This is a genomic window from Bartonella sp. SD1336NMGDW (genome assembly GCF_042193565.1).
Lineage (GTDB): Bacteria > Pseudomonadota > Alphaproteobacteria > Rhizobiales > Rhizobiaceae > Bartonella > Bartonella grahamii.
Genome location: NZ_JBHILW010000017.1, coordinates 1 through 18,062 on the forward strand (window position 1 = coordinate 1; position 18,062 = coordinate 18,062).

At 36.5% G+C, this 18,062-nt stretch carries 14 protein-coding genes, 1 tRNA gene and 2 pseudogenes; 5 read left to right on the forward strand and 12 right to left on the reverse strand.

Features of this window, described 5'->3' with window-relative positions; all coding sequences use genetic code 11:
- The 6 genes and pseudogenes from ACFIKH_RS07720 to ACFIKH_RS07745 form a co-directional block, all read right to left on the reverse strand.
- Positions 1-383: phage tail protein (locus tag ACFIKH_RS07720; protein ID WP_375671402.1), on the reverse strand; the 383-nt coding region annotated here is incomplete at its 3' end.
- Complete coding sequence (locus tag ACFIKH_RS07725) at positions 383-1,279, reverse strand: baseplate J/gp47 family protein (RefSeq protein ID WP_375671404.1); 897 nt, start codon at positions 1,277-1,279, stop codon at positions 383-385. The genes ACFIKH_RS07725 and ACFIKH_RS07720, both read right to left, overlap by 1 nt.
- A pseudogene (locus ACFIKH_RS07730) lies at positions 1,266-1,669 on the reverse strand (GPW/gp25 family protein). Before ACFIKH_RS07730 ends, ACFIKH_RS07725 begins: the two are co-directional and overlap by 14 nt.
- A 3-nt stretch (positions 1,670-1,672) precedes the next feature.
- On the reverse strand, positions 1,673-1,873 hold the full coding sequence (locus ACFIKH_RS07735) for a hypothetical protein (RefSeq protein ID WP_273790108.1): 201 nt from the start codon (positions 1,871-1,873) through the stop codon (positions 1,673-1,675).
- A gap of 11 nt (positions 1,874-1,884) precedes the next feature.
- On the reverse strand, positions 1,885-2,172 hold the full coding sequence (locus tag ACFIKH_RS07740; RefSeq protein ID WP_375671406.1) for a hypothetical protein: 288 nt from the start codon (positions 2,170-2,172) through the stop codon (positions 1,885-1,887).
- A 32-nt stretch (positions 2,173-2,204) separates the two neighbouring features.
- Positions 2,205-2,834 carry a hypothetical protein gene (locus ACFIKH_RS07745; protein ID WP_375671408.1) on the reverse strand — a complete coding sequence of 210 codons (630 nt, stop codon included), beginning with the start codon at positions 2,832-2,834 and terminating at the stop codon, positions 2,205-2,207.
- A gap of 726 nt (positions 2,835-3,560) precedes the next feature.
- Here ACFIKH_RS07745 and ACFIKH_RS07750 point away from each other — a divergent pair.
- The 3 genes and pseudogenes from ACFIKH_RS07750 to ACFIKH_RS07760 all read left to right on the forward strand — a co-directional run.
- Positions 3,561-4,625 (forward strand): ThiF family adenylyltransferase, encoded by a 1,065-nt coding sequence (locus ACFIKH_RS07750; RefSeq protein WP_375627458.1) that lies wholly within the window; start codon positions 3,561-3,563, stop codon positions 4,623-4,625.
- Positions 4,622-5,842, forward strand: coding sequence for an MFS transporter (locus ACFIKH_RS07755; protein ID WP_375626764.1), 1,221 nt, complete (start codon positions 4,622-4,624; stop codon positions 5,840-5,842). Before ACFIKH_RS07750 ends, ACFIKH_RS07755 begins: the two co-directional genes overlap by 4 nt.
- A 1,325-nt stretch (positions 5,843-7,167) precedes the next feature.
- Positions 7,168-7,307: pseudogene (locus ACFIKH_RS07760) on the forward strand (integrase); the annotation flags it as partial.
- Between the two features lie 82 nt (positions 7,308-7,389).
- On the opposite strand, the gene ACFIKH_RS07765 reads toward ACFIKH_RS07760, so the two are convergent.
- Positions 7,390-7,480: transfer RNA gene (locus tag ACFIKH_RS07765), tRNA-Ser, on the reverse strand.
- Positions 7,481-7,799: 319 nt separating this feature from the next.
- Between ACFIKH_RS07765 and ACFIKH_RS07770 the strand changes: the two genes are divergently transcribed.
- Positions 7,800-8,996 (forward strand): porin, encoded by a 1,197-nt coding sequence (locus tag ACFIKH_RS07770; protein ID WP_375671410.1) that lies wholly within the window; start codon positions 7,800-7,802, stop codon positions 8,994-8,996.
- A 1,155-nt stretch (positions 8,997-10,151) separates the two neighbouring features.
- Here ACFIKH_RS07770 and ACFIKH_RS07775 read toward each other — a convergent pair.
- The 5 genes from ACFIKH_RS07775 to ACFIKH_RS07795 form a co-directional block, all read right to left on the reverse strand.
- Positions 10,152-10,958, reverse strand: coding sequence for an N-acetylmuramoyl-L-alanine amidase (locus ACFIKH_RS07775; protein ID WP_375626766.1), 807 nt, complete (start codon positions 10,956-10,958; stop codon positions 10,152-10,154).
- Between the two features lie 855 nt (positions 10,959-11,813).
- On the reverse strand, positions 11,814-13,988 hold the full coding sequence (locus ACFIKH_RS07780) for an isocitrate/isopropylmalate family dehydrogenase (protein WP_375671412.1): 2,175 nt from the start codon (positions 13,986-13,988) through the stop codon (positions 11,814-11,816).
- Entirely contained in the window at positions 13,985-14,716 is a 732-nt protein-coding gene (locus ACFIKH_RS07785; protein ID WP_375671414.1) for an alpha/beta fold hydrolase, read from the reverse strand. Before ACFIKH_RS07785 ends, ACFIKH_RS07780 begins: the two co-directional genes overlap by 4 nt.
- A gap of 260 nt (positions 14,717-14,976) precedes the next feature.
- A complete protein-coding gene (locus ACFIKH_RS07790; RefSeq protein ID WP_375626771.1) occupies positions 14,977-16,173 on the reverse strand; it encodes a multidrug effflux MFS transporter in 1,197 nt (398 codons plus the stop codon).
- A 227-nt stretch (positions 16,174-16,400) separates the two neighbouring features.
- Positions 16,401-16,679 (reverse strand): hypothetical protein, encoded by a 279-nt coding sequence (locus tag ACFIKH_RS07795; protein WP_375627452.1) that lies wholly within the window; start codon positions 16,677-16,679, stop codon positions 16,401-16,403.
- A gap of 304 nt (positions 16,680-16,983) precedes the next feature.
- Between ACFIKH_RS07795 and ACFIKH_RS07800 the strand changes: the two genes are divergently transcribed.
- The gene (locus ACFIKH_RS07800) at positions 16,984-17,754 is read left to right on the forward strand and encodes a phage tail assembly protein (RefSeq protein WP_375671415.1); all 771 of its coding nucleotides are present in this window, start codon (positions 16,984-16,986) and stop codon (positions 17,752-17,754) included.
- Positions 17,755-18,062 lie beyond the last annotated feature (308 nt).

Here is an 18,062-nt window from a genome sequence, read left to right on the forward strand (position 1 = left end):
ATGGCTTCAAGGCTTTTGCGTTCAGGCAACTGATCAAAATCAAGTTGAAAGGAATTCCACCATACCCGCCCCGTCCAAGCGGGTTGAAAGCGTGCAGAAATCCCTAGCCATTCAAGCCCCATCTCTATTGCCGCAAGGGAGCCGCGAATATGTTGCCATGCAAGACCCTGATCAATTAAATCATAAAGGTTAGAGAAATAAGGGTTTAATTCTTGTAAGCCATATTCGTCTATTAAAAAGGGCAACCAAGAAGGCGGACGCGTAATAAATTTCGCGCGGGGTATTTCTTCCAGTGCGGTTTTAACGTGAGGGTCAAGAGCCATTGCTTCTGCAAAACAACGTTCAAACAAGCTAGAATTCGGGGGCAAAAGTGAGGAAAGCATCAATAAGCACGCCCCCGTTCAGACAAAACAATATCCCCCAAAGCTACAGCTTCATCAGGTGCGACCAAAATATCCTCACAAGGTTGCGTTATGTTCACATGGTGAACGCCCTCAACCATCAAGCGGCTTAGTATCCAACTTAAAGACAAATCACGCCCAAGCCTTTGCGCACGCGCCCATTCTGCTCTTAAATTCTGCTCCGCTCTTTCCAAAACAAAGGAGCCTTCATCCGGTAACAACCAAAAATCAGCAGAAACATTGATCATCCGCTGTACCGCGCTTTTCACAAAGATGTGGTCATTGGTCATTTTAACATGGGGGGCATCAAGGGCTGCTTGTACCTTGGCAATTAAAGCCTCATCAGCCACCCCTGAAGGGGCGTCACTAAAAAGCGCAACATGAATAAGTGGACTTTTAGCCACACGATAAACAAAAGCATCTTTGACATGGATATCGCTTGAGAGGGCAAAATATTGGTAACGTGGCGCTGTGCCACCTGTGGAATGTCCTTGTCTATTCAAGCGAATGCGGCGGCGAAACCGCTCATCATCTTCATCCAAAAGGCGCGTGACCCCATGAAAATCCCCCAAATGATCTAAACTTGTTCCACGAGCAAATGTGAGTAAATTATCTCGCGCCACTTCATTAATTCGCTGGCGCAAAAGCAACTCTTCATAAGCCGCCGCTTGCAATTGAATGACAACCGGATCATAAGCCGTCTTTTCCACATTATAAGGAATATGATGCGCTGCAAAAAGCTCAGTCAAACGCGTGATCTTTTGCTCTAAAATGGCTTCAACAGAAAGCTCTTCAATAATTTGTGGGAGAGGGAGTTGTGGAGGGGGAATTTGTGGCCAAGGAAATTGTGGAATGGATAAAGGTTCAAACTCTGTCATCACCAACCTCTAAATTGATGCTCATTGGCTCTTTGTGTGACCAATCCCCCAAATGCCCATCGGGATAAAAAACACCCGTTAAAACAAAATGGCCCGTTAAAACAAATGAAATGTACCTTCACGCGTTGCTTTTGTCAGATCAATCCTCTGCAACGAAAACCCAGGCTCTCCACACTCTGGATCATCGAGTGCTTCAACAATTGCTTGATAAAGCTGCATCATCGTCGCAGGATCAGCATTGGCGTCTTGGAATGCTCCAACATCACATCCATAATGACGACGCAAAACCCGTGTCCCAATTCTTGTCGTCAGACATTTACGAAGTGACTGTTGACAATGCGCAAAGCCATATAAAAGAGAGCCATCCTTTTCGCTCATCCCACACCGCATGCTTTAAGCTCCTTTGCTTGTCTTTGTGGTAGAAACAGTTGGGGGCGCAGAAACAACAGGTGCTGGTTTTTCAGTGATCTGACCAAGCAGCAACGGATATTTAGCCTCTTCCTCACTTAAACAAATTTCCTCACCCTTGCCCGGTGAACGCTTGCCTGCAACAAAGTCTGCATTGGTTAAAATAACATAAGTGTTCTCACGCATAATAAACTCCTTTAAAGGGGGGAAGAGGTTGTGGAGGGACCCATTTTGACCCCACCGTGTTTGTGGCTTGCGCCAACAGATTTTTGATTATGCTGTAAATCTTCTGCCTGAATGTGCACACTACCCGTTAATTCAACACAGGTTGCTTGATGAGAAAGCACCAAACCTTGGCTATTCAAATGGATTTGGTTTTCCCCATGGGAGAGAATGAGCTCATTTTTCGTGATACGCAAAGCGCCATAAGAGCCGTCACTTTTCTTTCCTTCTTTGTGCTGTAAGAGCTTTATCTCGTTGCTCAAACGTGTCTTCTAAATGAATAACTTTTCGTTTCCTATCGAAATATTTTCCTCAAACTTTGAAGCCTGTTATTTAAATTATCAACTTTGTGATCTATCCTTTTAATCTCTTGATTTAATTTATCAATATGTTCATGATGTTTAGAAATCACTTCTAAATAATGTAATGCTTGAGACTGATCCTTAAGCTTATTTGCTTCATTTAATTCTCGAAAAGCCTCTGTTCTTTTCTCAACATGCTCAAATAAAGTAAAAACCTTCTCGAGCCGTTCAAAAATTGCAGCATTCCGCTTTTGCGTTATTTCATATTTATAAGTTAGTTGCTTGTTATTTGGCATATTTTTCAGCAATGCAAAATAGAGTGCCTGCTGTTCAAAAGCTATTCTCTTCAAGTCCTCTACCGACACCCCCAATATTTGCATTGTATCGTTCCATCCTCTCTCCGCATTGTCTTTTTCAAACTTTGCTGAATCCAACTTCTGAACCGCATCATCACGTTCCTTAACAGCTTGGGAACAAAATAATTTATCTATACCCGTATAGCCATGCGAGGTAGATAAAAGATATGTTAGCAAAAATATGATAAGCAATAAGCCTTCTCTCAACAGAACTTTTTTTTGTAAACATTTTTTATTTTCTCGTATGCAATAAATTAAAATAAACAATTAAATTTGTATTGAAAAATTAATAATGAAATTTATTAAATCTATTTAAAATAATATATGATAAAAATAAAAAGGGATAAATTGTACAAAAATTAAATACTTAACAAACAGAATAAAGCTATAAAAAATAATTTATTCAATAAAATAGTCATAGATTTTTCTTTCTATCTTTATATCTCTATAGGAGAAATTTAATCAATTTATAGGTAAATTTAAAATATTTTAATAGTATATTACAATTGCTTCAAAAATAATATTTTGATTAATAAATATATTAACATTTATGAAATGATGCGTATACAAAACGGATAACCACAATCAATGTAGTTATCAACTACTTTATAATATAGATTTGTTTTTTTATCAGTAGCAGCAATAAAAAAGTTTGTGTTTTTTAGATAAATTAAAATTTATTCATTTTTTATATTATATTTTATGCTATTAAATTTAAGTTAATAGAGATCATAGAGTTTTAAACTGATAAGATGCGTTATTTTCTCAATGTACATTCATCAATATTTGATGTAGGAATATTTACTTTACATCATAAAAGTGCATTTACATTTTTATATAGGGCCCTCCTCCCATGTAATGTGGTGAATAATGAAAGCATCAATAACGGGGAGGACATCATGAATCATACAGAATGTAATTAATGACTAAAGAAATTTACCTGAAGTTATTTTTCAGGGAAAAGTTGGTTTGCTCTACAAGTGGGGAGGAGAAATGAAACAACAATATATTTTAGGAAAATACACACGTGTTGTTGTTCGTGAAAAGGATGCTATTTTTAGTGCAGGTTCAAAGCAGTTTATTATCAATGATAAAAATTTTTGGGAGAACTTAGTGCTTATTGCAGCACAATGGATAAAAAGAAAGATAGTAGATGAAGTTTACAATTCACTATCATTAATCATGTTAAAAGAAAATTTTGACCGTGCGTTTGATTTTCTTGTTTCTAACCATTTTCTTGTCAAAGCTGAAACATCAGACAATATCCTCAATAATCGCTATTCCAGAAGTCATCTCCATTATCAAAGCTATGGTATGCATCCAACCTCCGTTCAGCATATTCTTTTGCAAAAAAGTGTTGTCATTTTAGGGGGTGGTGGGATTGGTAATCATGTATCAGCAATGCTTGCATCCTCTGGCGTTGGAAAATTGACTCTTGTTGACAATGATGTGATCGAGATGACCAACCTTACCAGACAAATTCTTTTTACTGAAGAAGATATCAGTTTTCCGAAAACAACAGTTCTTAAACGTGAGCTGATGCGGAGAAACAGCCAAATTGAAGTTCATGAATTACAAATGTTGATTACTGAAAAAGAGAATATCAACAAATTACCCAAAGCTGATTTATGGATCATTTCTGCTGATTCACCTGCTCAGCTAGGCCTATGGATCAATGAATGGTGTGTAAAAAACAAACAAGCCTATATAAATTCCGGTTATGTTAATGATATAGCCGTCTTTGGTCCATTTTACATACTTAAGAAAACTGGTTGTTACGCATGTAGCTCGTCTATAGGCAATCTTCCGGCAAAAAGTGATCATCTTATTTATGAAGCTTGTGTTATGATTAATAATAACTTCAAAGTTGCTACATTTCCCCCTGTTAATGCACTTTCAGCTGCCATGTGTGCTAATGATGCTCTTAAATTTTTGGGTGGTTATGGAAGCCTTCTTTCCACTGATCGCCGTGTGGGGATATGGAGCAGCCAACTTTTCACAGAAGAGCGTTCTCTAAAGAAAAATCCTCACTGTAAGGTTTGTGGAACAACACAATGAACAGACCACGCACCCTCGCTCTCAACTATGGATCCTATAATGCTGTCCGCATGCTGATCGGTGTTTACCATGCTATTTTTTTAATGTCCATGGGAGTTAGTCTGGCGCAATTAGCTCTGCTTCAGGTTGTCTTTTCCACCACCATTCTGCTGCTTGATTTTCCCTGCGCTGTTTTATCTGACAGATATCGACGTAAATATTCCGTTATGGCTGGGGTCTTTATGACAGGAGTATTTTATCTTCTATGCCTTCAAGCTCCTAATATGACAGCACTTATTATTGCGCAAATTCTCTATGCAGCGGGCATTTGCATCATTGTCAGCGCCATTGACGGATGGATTTACCATTCTCTAGGCGATAAACAGGATCACTTTTCGCATTATGCTCATCTCTACCACCAAGTTAACTCTTTCGGAAGTATTCTCAGTGGGATTGTAGGAATTGGAACGATCTATTACTCTGGACAATATTTTATGGGATATATCATCTCATGCCTCATGATGGGATTTATTTTTTTGATATTCCTTATTGTTCCGGAAGAAAAGAAAACGACAATTGAAACATCCAAAACAAAAACAATCTTGCACAATGCCAAGGAAACGCTCTGGATATTTCAAAATACAGTAGGAGGAGCATGGTTTATTTTCCTCATGTGCCTTTTTAGCGCTGGTATTCAGATTATTTATCATTTCTGGCAACCGATAATACTTTCAGGAGGAAAAATTCATCACCTCAACGGTTCGCAAATGCTCGTCTTGATGTGCTGCCATATTGGAGCCTTTTCAGCACAATATTTTTCAAATTTACTGATGTCTAAGTATCATGTTCTTGATAAAAAATATAAGAATTCTATAAAATATTTTTCCTTCTTTTCTGCGCTGATGTGCATAGCGCTCTATTTTTTAGTTCATAGCCATCAAACTGCTGCATCAGTCATCGCCTTCTCTTTAATCCATGGATTTATTTGCACTGTACCAATAGGGGCCAAAAGCTTATTTTTCTCAGAACTTAACCAAAAACAAACGCAGCATATTTCCGGTATTGTTGGTGCTGTATCTTTTAGCGGAAGAATATTTTCAATTACAGTATTGAGTATTATTTCTTTTCTTCCTGCAAAAGTTTCTCCATCTTACTATCTAATATTACCGACCATTACTTTTTTCATGTGTGGTTTGGTTGTCATGAAATGGATGAAACACTCTCAAAAGTCTCTATGAGAGAAAAACCATAACATTTCACCCACAACGTTTTCTTCTAAAAGAAATCGATACTTTTTTGAGAGCATTGCCACATCCAACTTTCAATATACAATGCAAATATAAAGCAACACATTGATTTATAATGATAATATAGCAAACTCGAATATTGTAAGATTCTTTCTTTTCAAATCTGTTTTTATGGTTGAAACAAGCAAAATCATTTGCTTGCATATCAGTAAGTGGAGAAAGCCGTATAAATAAAAACAATTTAGAAAAGGAAAAATGCCTTTTATGAACTCTCATAGTTAAAATCTATAACAACAGGAAGGCAGATATATAATATGCCTCTTTGCATCTTCATAAGTATACAAATGGTGTGGCTTTATAAGGCTTTATAATTATAAAGAAACTTTTGTGTTTTATACCATTTAAGAGGTGCCGTCGCAAAATGGGCTTATACACATTGAAAGATATCTCTTTAACACAAGTGCATAAATTGGCAACACAAGTATATTTGTGTTTAGGACATTCTTTTTATATGAGAGGCATAATCCCAACGGGATAAACAAAAGCGTAAGACACATAATCTTCATTATTTAAAAGACACGACCATAGAGATTTATGAAAATTATAAAACTGAATTAATAAGATGATGATAAAAATAAGAGATAACTTCCACCTTTTTTGCTTTTATATTTTCTCAAAATTAAAAAGATCCTTCCGTTTTTAGAAATGACTCGCTAGCAAATATATACAATATTTTCTCCCCTATTTGGCATATAAACGCTGACATAACCGATAAAGCAGTAAGCCATCTTAAAATATTGATCTCAAATATGCTGTTGTATAAGGAGTAGGTGTTGATTGACACACAAAAGCAAAAGCTTAGCAAAACAACGTCATAAAATAAATGTGCCACCAAACGATTGGAACGATATAGGGAAGTCAAAAACACTTTGTAGAACAAAATCCGTAACATCTAGCTTTACGGCCGCTTATTCTTACAAACGTGCGTGCTGCTCCCTATATCCATAAAAATAAATAAGCAATCCTTAGCTAAAAAATATGCAACGTCAATGTGATGCTATAACAGAGCTTCGCTTTCCTTTATCAACAAAAGCATGAGAAATTTTGAACCAAACCCATCTTTCTCGCGATAAATTTTTTCCACAACTGATCATATTTACTTTAATATAAATTGGCATAGCGATTTACATGAAACATATTGCGCTTAAAACATCCCCCATTGGTTTTGCTTTAGTTTACGCCATTAGAAAAAAAGTTTTTGTAACTTGTTTCATGAAACATAAAATTTAAAATCAACACAGGAATTAAGAAAATGAGCAACCACACGCGCTGCTAATACAGGTAATACAATTTCGCACATAAATTGAGATGGAAGGAAGATAAAATAGCACCACTCTATAGCAGAGTAGCTGATAGAAAACGTCTAGCAAGAAAAGCAATCAAAAAACTTCACAAAATTGAGATTAGCAGAAAAGCAAATGAGCACAAATCACTGAAAAAAATTCCTATACACAATCAACTGCTTTTATAACAATAGATGGCGGAGAGGAAGAGATTCGAACTCTCGAGAGCCTTTTGAGCCCTACTCCCTTAGCAGGGGAGCGCCTTCGACCACTCGGCCACCTCTCCAACAGAGAGGCATAAATGGTATCAACAGAAAGTTCAAGACATTTTCGATTTTTTTCCCAAATATCTGAAATTTTTCTCCTATTGAGCCCATAGGGATAAAAAGTTAACAAAACAAAAATTGTGTCTTTTTTACCACATTATCTCGAATAGTACATGTATACATTACAAAAAGGTAATTTCATATTTGAATATCTAAAAAGATTAGTATAGCTAAGATAACAAGTGCCGCGTATTTTACTTATGTCTTTGTCCTTAATGCGTTAGGTAAATGATACCCTTTAGAATTTAGAAGAAAATTAACGGACCTCGGAGATCCTATATGAATATTAAATCCCTCTTTTTAAGCTCTACAGCAGCTTTTTTAACAATTTCTGGAGCACATGCTGCTTCAACAATTATCCCCGAACCCGAACCTGTAGAATATATTCGCGTTTGTGATGCCTACGGAAAAGGATATTTTTATATCCCTGGAACAGAAACCTGCATGCGTTTATCAGGAAATGTTCGTACTGATTTTATAGGCGGTGATAATATCGATGCAACAAGCGAAACTGAACTGAACCAAAAAAGAAAAACCTATGGCGCATCATCACGGCTCACCCTTGTTTTTCAAGCAGCTTCTGAAACAGAAATGGGGACACTTCGTTCATATGCAAGAATTTTCTCAAGCTGGGGTGATGGTGGTGATAAAGCTGGTGCAAGGCTTTCAGCCGCTTACATTGAACTGGGTGGTTTTCGCGTAGGTCTTGATGACACAATTTTCAACAGCTGGACTGGTGGTTATGGAAATGTTCTCAATGATGACAGCATAGCACCTGCAGGCACAACACGCACTAATTTTATTTCCTACACCTTTAATGGTGACTCCGGCTTTTCTGCTATTATCGGAGCTGAACTAGGCAATAATTCAGATGCTCTTCCTGGAATAAGCGGATACTATATTGATAAAGATGATAAGCTTGTTCCTATCACGAAGGATACTCTTCCAAGTAAAGCAATTAAAAATTACACACCCAATGTAGTTTTGGGTATCAAGTTTATGCAAAAATGGGGTGGTTTTTCAGCGGTTGCAGCATATGATACTTACTACAAAAAGTGGGCTGGAAAAGTACGTGCAGATTTCAATGTCAACGATCGTTTCAATCTATGGGTAATGGCTGGTTATAAAAACGGCCTTGATTACTACACAGTAAATGAAAATGATGAATTATCACGACAAAGCACAACGATTTATGCAAACTGGGGTGGTAAATGGGCTGCTTGGGCGGGTGCCACTTACAAACTCACTCCGAAGGCAAATTTGAATGCTCAAGTTTCTTATAGTGCTGTAAAAACCTTTGCAACTTCTGTAAATATTACATACACGCTGGTTCCAGGATTTGTGATTACACCTGAATTAACCTATGTTTCTTGGAATGATGATCGCGTTGTGACGGATAAAAATAATGATGAAAAACATTTATTCAATAAGAAAAGTGCTTTTCAAGGTATGATCCGTTTACAGCGTTCATTCTAATACTATTTAAGCTAAAGATTTTAAAAACTGGCAACATATGTTGCCAGTTTTTATTTTTGTAATCAAACATCATGAGCATCTTTCTTGATCGTTATTTTCTTGTCTTTTTGAAAAAAATACTCACTTTCACAAAAATATTCTCAGAAAATTAACCTGATGTACTTGATAAGAACACTGCATACGTGGGTTCTTACACATCCATTCAAACAATCTCTTGCGTACCCAGGTGAACAAATACCTTTTCTTTATTACCAAATTGATTTTTGTTGGTAATTTATACCTAACCTTTGTTAATTTAGGTCATGAACTTCTCAGGTAAGTTCTGTACTGAACAAATAAAATATTGAAAAAAACAAGACATCATTGTGTTTTTGATATGCATGAATGTGTCTTCTATTAACATCCTAAAACACAACATTTTACAACACTGCCGCGCATTAAAAAACTTAATCATCAAGAAACATGTTATCAAAACGATGAAAATATCCCCTAAAGCAATAAAAGAGAAAATAGATATATCTTCAAAAAATGAATTAACCTCTTCCCCATCTAAAGAATAGAGACTCCTATCAGTAGCAATCTGTAAACGACCCACCTTTTTTTGAATCTGCATCACATTAATTTATAATGACAATTTATTATTTTGCATGTTGAATAAAAGTCCAGAATATCGTAGGATTCTCCATTTCAGACCTGTCCCATGTTTCAATCAACCAAAACCATTCACTTGTACACGACGAATGGAGAGAGCCGTGTGAATAAAAACGAGTAAAGAAAACCCTTTATGAATCGTTTTAAGTTCCAAGGACTGTAGTAACATTGAGATCTGGCAAAGTATACAATGGTGTTCGGCACTTTTATTAAGCATAAAAATGAAGCTAACTTAATAGAGGACTTTAGATTATATTCTTTATGAACGTCACTGTAAAAAAGGAAGCAAAATATAAGACAAAGAACCAGTAAATTTAATCTCTGGAAATCATAAAGCATTCTATAGCGTTATGTTTCCATAAAACGCCTTATACCGTACATGGGATTTTTTACACGATTAATGCCCTTTTTTACATAAAGCGCATTGGAAAAAAGAAGCCTCTCTTGATAAGAAAAAGGCTTACACGTCATCATAACCATATTTTCAATTAAAACACGTTGAATTCACGGAAAATATTTATCAACCAATGCATAAAGAATTGCTGCTGTTTCAACATCTAGAATCCCATCATAATTTTCTTGACGAAAATGAAGTTGGAATGCTCGGATCAAATCTTTGTATCCTGTTTGGGTACACGCAGCAGAAATGTCATATCCATAACATTTTAGCTTCGCCAAAATATCTTCTTTGGGCGGCAAGTTCTTAGAAAATTGCTCTTGATAATGACTTTTTAGTTCATCATCATACCATGCTCCTATACCTGCCCTATAAAGTTCTCTCCATGGGAAAGCTGCTCCTGGATCACTTTTTCTTCCAATAGCAATATCACTGTGTCCCACAACATCAGTTGGCATAATATCGGGATACCGTTGAAGAATATTCAAGGCAAGTTCCTTAACGGCATCAATTTGTATTGGATTATAAGGAGGAAATATACCACCCTCATCATGATAAGCCATAAAATCAACTGTCTCTTCTGGAGACTCAGAATGACCCGTCGCTAAATTAACGATTTCAATCCCGATAGATGCATCATTGAGATGACTATGCCCAGCCCATGAACTCACACCCGCATGCCATGCACGCTCATTTTCATCAACCAGATTAAAAATACGCATGTCCTTAAAGCCTGCTTCACGATATGTCTGCTCTGAAGGATCAGGAACAAGATAGTGTGCACTAACCTTTTCTCCTGTAAGCGCCATAATCGAGGATTTAAAATCAAGAGCCGTATAATGCATAACGAGAAAACGAACGCGACGATTAAAACTCTTGACAGAACGATAACTGTTGTAATCAATCTGATACATAAAAGCCCTTTCTTTTTTGCTAAAAAAGACCACTGCGCATCACAACAGATAGGACACGAACTGTTAAAAATGCAATGAACTTCCTATCTAGATACTAAGAATTACGCCTAAAATTTGTTCATCAAAAACATTGACACTCTTATCAACAATTAAGACACATTTTATTTCTCCCCCACACACGCGTAAAATGTTTTTAACCACATTCACAAACGCACCGCATTAAATATTTTCCTCAAACAAATTCCTAAAAATTACCAATCGAAAAGAAAACAAAAGCATAAAATAATCACTCCTTGAATTTTCACGTCTTACAGAAAAATAATTCTTCCTGTTATCACATTGAAAAATATCGCCCCTCGGAAGCGAACACCCAACGATCGTGCAATCACACAAAAACTTAAAGGAAAAATTTTTATAAGCTCTTTACAGCAATTTATTATCAGATAACTGAATGGCACATATTCGCAATAAACTGGACATATTTTTCAATAAAATTTGCAAAGCTTTCCTGTAAATGACACAACTTCTTGTCTTTTCACACCATCGCTTTTTGATTTACAAAGAATCTCAATTATTTACAACGCTTGAGGCACATGAAGTCTCTGGATTCCTTGTCATCAGCTCTATGAAAGATAACGAATTGATTTATAATAATAATTAATCATTATAAATATTGAATGTAGCAAGCCTAATATCGTAAAGTTTTTCTTAATCTTGAATTAATCAAAGTGATTTAATTACACATTAAAAGAAAGTTTAACCTATAGATAAAAACCACTTAAGAAAAGGATCAAAATACTTCTTATAATAGAACGTTCAATAATTTGAGCAATATTTTTACGTCCCCATAGAGGTTCATTTGCTTTTCTCAGTTTGCAAAACTCTTTTTAAAACCAACCAAGCTGCATATTCTTGTAAGACGGCACCTAAAAGTGGTCGCGTATAGGGAAAAGTTACACGATCATCACCATAACCTTTCATCCGTATAGTCATCGTGGCATGTCCAAGGCTTTCTTCTTGATTTTCTAATGTCTCGATAGAAGGTTCTAGGCTCACTTCAACCTCAAGCAGTGGAATATTTTTTGTACTTTTTTCTATGGGCTGAAAATATTTTAAAAGATATGGATCATTGGAAGACCAATGAACCTCTGTATGCTTTTTCAATTGTTTACAAGCAGTAGTAACTTCTGCACCAACCAAATAGGAGTGAAAATGATCTTCAAATTGTTCGATTAAATGCTGTGCCAAAGGTGCCGATGACTGACCAACAAGCTGCACAAGAACATAGGGGCTTTTCCATAAAAAATGCCGTTCAAATGGCTCATTTTCAAGATGACAATCAACCCACTGCGCAATGGTACTTTCATCAATTCCAATCAAAGTCCATGCATACCCCGCACGCGATACAAAAGAATATTTCTTCTCGTTGTGTTCTAAATAATTCTCTAAAAGCGCAAGAGCCTGTGATGGCGGACCAGGCAAAACAACAAGCGTACTTCCATCACAAGAAAGATAAAAGCCTGGTGCTGTACCTGTAGGATTATCAAGCACGGTTGCTGTCTCAGGAAACAATGCTTGACGCGCATTACTCTTATCCACCAAAATCCCTAATCGTTGTAATTGACCTTTTATTGTTTGCCAAACATCTTCATGATGTACCAAAGGCTGCTGCACGGCTTGAGAAACCGCATCGCGTGTTATGTCATCTGATGTTGGTCCCAATCCCCCACTGATAATGATAAGATCTTCTTGTCCAAGGCAAGAAACAACAGTCTCACTGATTTGCTGTAATTGATCAGCACAAACAAAATGACGCGTGACTTGAATATTTCTTTTATTCAAGCTCTGACTCAAATCCTGCAAATTCGTATTCAAATATTGTCCTGAAAGGAGTTCATCACCAATCGTAATAATTGCCGCATGACAAATAGAGACAGGATTCACAAGAACATTGCGAACAGCTTCAGCCATTTGACGGGTAGAGGCTACACCTCCAAGATCATAGGTAACAGTTTTTCCAGCACGAATAACCTGATCAACACTCTCAGATAGTTGTTTTGCTGCATCTTTAAAACCTAAATGCTCTAAAAGTAAAGCCGTGGTATAAAGCATCGCAGAAGGATTTGCTTTATTCTGTCCAGCAATACGTGGTGCACTGCCATGAACAGGTTCAAAACAAGCAATCTCGCTCCCCACATTCACATGAGGAGCAAGCCCCAATCCCCCCATGACTCCAGCGGCAAGATCAGAGAGAATATCGCCAAACATGTTTTCAGCAACAATCACCCCAAATTGCTCTGGCTTGTTTGCTATCCACAAAGCAACCGCATCGACATTGTGAATGTCTGCTTCAATTTCCGGATAGTTTTGCGCAATCTTCTCAAAAATTTCCTGAGCAAATTGTCCACTTTCTCGCATAACATTGGGCTTATCAGCAAAAGTAACGCGCTTAAAGCCATATTTCCTCGCATAAGAAAAAGCATATTCAAATAACCGCTCTAAACCAAAGCGTGTCTGCAAACGGACTGTCCACGCAGCTTCCTCAAGCCCATATTTTGTTAAATTGGGATGTTTTAGCCAAACGGCTGTTTCAGGAGAAATACCCCGAAAATCCAATCCAGCATAAAGGCCTTCACTATTGTCTCTGATAACACAAAAATGAAAAGGTTTTCTCGGACCAAAGATGTATCTGACAGGGCGTATATTTGCAAACAACCCTAATTTTTGGCGAAGCTGAATAACCGGTGACACATAGGCAAGTTTTTGCTCTTTTAAATGCGGTGCAAGTTCTTTTAAAGCCGCTTCTTTTCCTTTACTGGTCACAGCTCCAAGTAAAATGGCATCACTCTGAATAATTTTTTGCCAAGTTGCTTGAGGGACAGGATCTCCTTCTTGTTTCCAACATTCAAAACCAATATCACCATAAGTAAACTCAATCGGCAATTGGAATTGCTCTAAGACCCTCAACGCAGCATCACAAACCTCTGGTCCTATCCCATCACCAGGTAATACAAGAACTTTCTTTTTCATAACTCATCAATCCACTCATCAATGACTGCATCTGTCATAGTAGGATTATCCTCCCACAAACGCGTACCAGCACCAGAAATAATCTTATATTCATGATTGAAAAAATGACTTTTCGTCTGATTATCTACCGTTGCAAGTTGCGACTTTTCTCCCACTAAAGCTAAGAACTTCCCCTTATACTTAACTATTTCATCTCTAGCATCTATTTCTAATAAGAGTTTAAACCCTCTTCTCATGCGTTCAATTGCCACGCTTTTTTGTTTATCGGGAATCTCCAATAAAACTCTTTTTTTCATAATGCCAGAAGGATGCATAAAACCATTGAGTATTTCCAAATCCCCCGACAAATCATTATTTTCTAAGGAGGCAAGAATATCTCCAAGGCGCCGTTGCAAAACCTTATCTGGATAGCCAGGTGCATTCACAGCAAGCACAGCTTGAACATTGGGAAGCCGTGCTGCCAATATTTGTACCAACATTCCAGCCATAGAAAATCCCACAAGCACTGCGGGCTCTTTAAAATAGCTTTTAAGTTTTTCTGCCATAAAAGATAAAATGTCTACAGCAGCATGATTGAGCACATGAGAACCCTTAGGAAAAAGAGAAAGTGTATCCAGCAGAGTGACTGGGTATCCTTTTGATAAGCATAGCTTTGTCAATGGAGAACAAAAAACACCACCATCCCAAATTGGCATTACAGGAGAAAGAATAATAATAGGAAGGCTCATTGATCAATTCCTCCCCTTATTTAAAACATGCATTAGAGCCAAAACTTTTCCCATCCAATATAATGAAAATATGTTGAAACTCTAGGCTCATACTCTCCCCCCATCATAATCGATTTATTAAACTCAAACTAAGCTTGTAACAAATTTTAAACCCACTCAATCCAACAACTTAATAAAAAAATTCATCTAATGTACAGGTACCCCATTCGTGAACAACATCAAAAACATTTCCGCATAATGCTTTCTTTTTATCATTTTACTCAGTTCATTTCTGAAGTCATAAAATGACGCGCTTTTTGAATATAAATGATAAAACCAATCATACAACACACAGCTAACAAAGTTGCCATAGCCCGTGGGCTATGACCAGATATCTTTCCGATAACCGCTGCACTGAGTGCCGCACTTCCTAATTGCAAAGATCCCATAACACCAGAAGCCGCTCCCGCAGCTTTCGGATGCGATGAAATAGCCAACGCTGTTCCTAACGGCAATAAAAAACCATTGCCAAAAGTAAGAACAGCAATAGCCATAAAACTTGTCACAAGGGGCCATGGGCTTAGATACATTTGCAAAGCAAACAGCACACCACCTATCACAAAAATAATGTACCCTCTCCCCACAGTCTTTTCCATAGACTCGCGTTCAAAAAACCATCGCGCCAAAAGATTTCCCAAAATATAGGGAAACGAAACACCAATATAGCTATAACTAATGTGTATCGGCGATAACCCCAAAGTCGTGAGTAAAAAAGGCGACTCCACAATATAAGCAAAATAGGCAGCGTAAGAAAAACACGGAATAAGTGCATAAAAAATAAATTGTTTATTTCTGAGAACACCTAAATATGCCTTCATAAATCCTACCGGAGAAAAATGCTGCCGCTTCTGAGGAGGTAGAGTTTCGGTTAGCACAAAACAACACAGCAAAATGGTCAAAAATATAAAAAAGCTTAAAAAGATAAAAGTTGCCTGCCAATGAAAAGCTTGTATCAAAAGTCCACCAATGAAAGGTGCAAGTGCTGGTGACATTCCAATAAAAGGGAAAACAATCAAATAAAGTTTTCCAGCCGCTTTTTTATCCAACAAATCATTGATAATTGCACGACTTAAGACAAGTCCCGCACAAGCACCAAGACCTTGCAAAAAACGTAACACAAGAAAAGCGTGAATATGAACCGTATAAATCACACCAAGTGTCGTAAATAACCACAAGAATAAGCCCAATAGAAGTGTTTTTTTACGCCCAAAATTATCACTCAGCGGCCCATAAATGAGCTGTCCAAGTGCCAATGCCAACAAAAAAACCGCCACTGCACTTTGAATTTGAGATTGTGTCACTTGATAATATTGACGCATATCGCCCAGTGCTGGTAAAAAAATATCGGTAGAAATCAAACCTCCTGTTGATAAACATACGATAAGTATAATGAATGGTAATGTATATTTATGTTTCATCAGGAAAGTCACATTTCTTAAATTTAAAAATATTTAAATTTTACGTTTATAGAAAAATAATAATTTATATTTATAAATATAAATCTATTTTAACTTTATCCACAGGGAATAAAATAATAAATTTTCTTTATTCTTTTACTTTATTCGAGAATAATTCATCTTGTTGATACATAAATCCAATGTCTGATCCGCACGCACACGCAACACGTAAATAAACACTTAGCGCTTCACTTTATAATTAATTTTAAAGCATAGCAAATCGCAATTTTAAAACTATACGCAAAAGAAGCTAAAAGATCAAAACTCTCCTTCAGAGATATATTTCCCAATCCGAAATAGCGCATTTTGTTGTATTCATGTTGCCCTATCTTCATCAGCTTTTTTTCATTGATATCATCAACAAAAACGCTCCCAAACTCTATCCCTCTCCATGATAACAACATCACTTTTCCGACAACATCTTTTATCAGAGGTGGTTTACAACGCTCAAAGAAAAAAGAAGCCACAAACTCCCTCTCCTTAAAACTCCCCACACAAATATTATTGTAACAATACAGCATATAACAATGGCTCATGGAGAAGTTTTTATCAACACAAATAATTGAGCAAACAAACTTAATAGCCCACTAATATCATAAAGCAAATTGCGCTTCTATCTCGCTCTAAAATCTAAATTCATCTTGTCCATTTTGTTAGAATTTCATTCTACATAACCAGCACAAAGTTTATTACCTAAGCTATTGACAAACATGATATAATGAAAATTTGACGAATCATTCTGCATCTAATTTAGAAAGCAAGGGGCTATCAATGAATATAACAGAACTAGCCACGTACCAATTACTTGTACCTATTAAAGTGGAAGGAAAGACATACACAGAAATCACCTTACGCCGCCCGAAATTTAAAGACTTAAAAGCAATACAGAGCAAAGAAGGCGACGAGCAATCAATTGAAATGATCGCATGTCTTTCAGGGTGGTCCTATAATGCCATCAGTAAACTTGGTGTTCGTGATTTTTTAAACATTAAAGACATTTACGGGCCTTTAATAAAAAAAGTATTAAAAAAACTTGATAAAATGAATACAATCATAAAAATCCCATCCCTAAAAATCCTATCCTTAGAAACTCAATTTTCTAAACATCTCAAAAACTTTATAAACAAAGTAAATGCACCCATAAAAAGCGTAATGGATGAATGTATTTTAATCGACAGTAAACCCGAAAAACACACAAGTAACCTTTACACACATACATTTGAAACAGAATCCATGACAACTGCAAATGCAAAAGTGAAAACCTGTAGCACCTATGAACCGATTACAGTTCATAATCCCTACGTCATAAAGGGGGAACACATGACCTTTACAAAATGCACTTTCTTAGTACAAGATGGTCCATCAAACCAAATTTATCTCTCAAATCAAAGTGCTCTTACATCGTATAAAAAAACTGCGGGCGAAACTAAAAAACAAACTTTGGAGAGAATCTCGAAACTTTTGGACATTGTCTCAAAACTTTTCAACTTTCCTCTCTGGTTTTGGGAGTTTTTACTCAAAGAACTTAGAAAGTTTTTCTAGCATTGTTTTGATATAGAGTAATAAGAGAAGGAAAAACAGCTTAGAACACTAATGTTTCTTCCTTCTCTTTTATCTCTCATAGCTTTTTGAATTGAATACTTTTGATATTTATTTTGAATAATTGAAGCATTCTTTTAATTATAAGTACAATATAAAAACTAAAATTTTAGAAGATGCGCTGTTTTTACAAAAAAATGAAATAATAAAATAAATACTCCAGAATTTTAAGTAATGATCACCGTCTTGTGTTCGATGTTTTCTGTCCTTTTTGGCGCATATCTATTCACTTTTGGAACATAATTGGCAAA